Here is a 282-nt window from a genome sequence, read left to right on the forward strand (position 1 = left end):
CGCCGAGGCGACCATCGAATCCGCCACCGCTTTCCTCTACGCGGCAGCCGTCATGATCCTCGTCAGACGCATCGCACGCCAATCATGACCAGTTTCGGCACGGACTCTTAGTGGCACGGTTTTTTACCTGCTCAGTGCCGACCATAGCTCTGTCGAGGTTTTTAGACGCAAATGCTCGTCACCCTTGAGATCTCCATGATCTCTTTGAAAAGTACCCGATTGCCCTATCGTCCAAGAGGTCAGCTTCAATATTGAAAGCCGCCGCCACGATGTCGTCCATTT

Annotated in this window: 1 pseudogene; it reads left to right on the top strand. The window is 53.9% G+C overall.

Annotation, left to right across the window (positions count from 1 at the left end):
* A pseudogene (locus AF337_RS42120) lies at nt 1-88 on the top strand (IS5/IS1182 family transposase); the annotation flags it as partial.
* Nucleotides 89-282 lie beyond the last annotated feature (194 nt).

Source organism: Rhizobium ecuadorense (genome assembly GCF_001187535.1).
Taxonomy (GTDB): Bacteria; Pseudomonadota; Alphaproteobacteria; order Rhizobiales; family Rhizobiaceae; genus Rhizobium; species Rhizobium ecuadorense.